At 71.9% G+C, this 2,387-nt stretch carries 3 protein-coding genes; all 3 read right to left on the reverse strand.

Features of this window, described 5'->3' with window-relative positions; translation table 11 throughout:
* Positions 1-494: uracil-DNA glycosylase family protein (locus D9R02_RS11655; protein ID WP_310793829.1), on the reverse strand; the 494-nt coding region annotated here is incomplete at its 3' end.
* A 93-nt stretch (positions 495-587) separates the two neighbouring features.
* Positions 588-1,262, reverse strand: a complete 675-nt coding sequence (locus D9R02_RS11660; protein ID WP_047978056.1) for an MOSC domain-containing protein — start codon at positions 1,260-1,262, stop codon at positions 588-590.
* A gap of 68 nt (positions 1,263-1,330) precedes the next feature.
* On the reverse strand, positions 1,331-2,221 hold the full coding sequence (gene trhO, locus D9R02_RS11665; RefSeq protein ID WP_039101714.1) for an oxygen-dependent tRNA uridine(34) hydroxylase TrhO: 891 nt from the start codon (positions 2,219-2,221) through the stop codon (positions 1,331-1,333).
* Positions 2,222-2,387 lie beyond the last annotated feature (166 nt).

The raw sequence follows: 2,387 nt of genomic DNA on the forward strand, positions 1-2,387 counted from the left end.
ACCATGCGGACCCCGTGCAGGGCCTGCCCGTCGCCCGCGGTGCTCACGGTCTCGTGCTCGGCGAATCCGGCGCGGTGCAGCGCCGCGTAGATCCAGTCGCCCGCGCGGTCCCCCGTGAACATGCGCCCGGTGCGGTTGCCTCCGTTGGCGGCGGGGGCCAGCCCGATGATGGCGATGCGCGCCCGCGGGTCCCCGTAGGACGGCACGGGCCTGCCCCAGTACGGCTCGCCCGCAAAGGATGCGCGCTTGGTCTGCGCCACGTCCTCACGCCACTGCACGAGGCGCTCGCACGCACGGCACACGCTGGCCATCCCGTTGAGCTGGTCCACGTCCGAGGCGGTAGCCGCGAGATCCCGCACCGCGGCGGCGTCGTGGGCCACGGGGGCGTCTGCCGGTGCTGGGTCCTCCGGCCACCCCGAGCCGGGGGGAACCGGGGACGGGAACGGCTGCCCGGTGAGGGGGTGCGGCAGCTGGTATGCGTGGTCATGGCTCATGCGGCGTCATCCTCGGGATTCGGTGTCGTGACTCGGTGGTTGCTCACCGGGCTGCCGTTGTGTGCGGGGCCTGACAAGGGCGGCGTCGTGCGCTCACAGCAGTCCGTCCTCCCCCAGCCGGCGCAGGATCTTGCGGCGCCACTGCTCCGGGAACTCGGGCGCGGACGCCAGGCCGCGGTACGCCCCCCGGTCCGCGGGTCCGGCGGCCATGATGCGCACGACGTCGCCCACGGACACCGCGCCCGAGGGTCGGCTCACGAACTCGAACGCGTCCCCGGCGCCCACGTGGCCCTCGCGCAGGACCCGCAGGTAGAAGCCGGTGCGGGTGGTCCGCTCCATGTCCCGCGGCAGGTCCCAGTCCGACCAGCGGCGCGAAATGGTGTTGCAGGGGGTGCGCGGCTGGGTCACCTGGACCAGCGCGGTGCCCACCTGGAACGTGTCGCCCAGGAACACGCGGTCCTCCGTGGCGCCGCGCAGGGTGAGGTTCTCCGAGAACGCCCCGGGGCCGAGGTCCCGCCCCTCCGCGCGCCACGCCTCGTAGTTCTCGGCCGCGTAGCAGCACACGGCCTTGTCCGGGCCGCCGTGGTTCTTCAGATCGCCCTGCTCGTCCCCGATGAACCCGGTGCCGCTCAGAAAGACCTTTCCGGCGCACGGTGACTTCTCCGCCGCGGTCTCCAGCTCCCGGCCGTCCCAGCGATGACGCCGCACCTCGCCGGTGTGCAGGGCGGTCACCGCGGCGTCGGTGACGGTGGGCTGCGGGTTCTCCACGGTGGTCTCCTGCTCTCGAGGGAGGCGGCGCCGGACGCCGCCACGGGGTGGTGCGAGCGGCTGGTGGGTCAGACGGTCACGGGAACACAGTCCGCGCACCGGGTGCGAGCCGCGGTGTCCGTGCACGTCTCGCAGCACAGGAACAGCTGCCGGCACTGCTGGTTGGCGCAGTTCACGTACCGGGGTGTGCCCTCCCCGCACTGCACGCACCGCCCCAGGGACCTGGCCCCGGGTGAGAACTCCATGTGCCGACGCTCGTCGAAGACGTAGAGGGACCCGTCCCACAGGCCGCGGTCCCCGTAGGCCTCCCCGTAGCGCACGATCCCGCCGTCCAGCTGGTACACGTCCTGGAACCCGCGGTTGCGCAGCAGCACGCTCAGCACCTCGCAGCGGATCCCGCCGGTGCAGTACGTCACCAGGGCCTTGTCCTTGAGGTGGTCGTAGGCGCCGGAATCGAGTTCCCGCAGGAAGTCCCTGGTGGTCTCGGTGCGGGGCACGACGGCGCCGCGGAACCTCCCGATCTCCGCCTCCAGCTGGTTGCGGCCGTCGAAGAACACCACGTCCTCACCGCGCCGCTCCACGAGCTCGTGCACCTCGTGGGGCTTCAGGTGCGTGCCTCCGCCCTCTACGCCGTTCTCCGAGACCCGGATGACGTCCGGGGCGTCGAAGGTCACGAGCTCCGGGCGGACCTTCACGCTCAGCCGCGGGAAGTCGTCCCCCGCGCCGTCGGACCACTTGACGTCCGCGTGCTTGAACGGGGCGTACTCCTTGAGCCCGCGGACGTACGCCTTCACGTCCTGGATGTCCCCGCCCACGGTGGCGTTGATGCCCTGCTCCGAGACGATGATCCGGCCCTTGACCCCGGTGCGCCGCGCGAGGTTCAGCTGCCACAGCTTCACGGCCTCCGGGTCCGCCAAAGGGGTGAACACGTAGAACAGCACGATCTTGGGGAGGGACATGGGTCCAGCGTAGTAGGGGTCCTTGCGGCGGGCCGCGTGGTGTGCACCGCACGGCCCTCCAGGGGCCGGCACGGGGAGGCGCGCGCACCATCTGCACAACGCGGGGTGTTGTCCCCCATCTCGCCCACAGGCCCGGCTATTCTTCGACCGTGCTCACCCTCCCCCC

The organism is Kocuria rhizophila (genome assembly GCF_003667225.1).
GTDB classification, from domain to species: Bacteria; Actinomycetota; Actinomycetes; order Actinomycetales; family Micrococcaceae; genus Kocuria; species Kocuria rhizophila.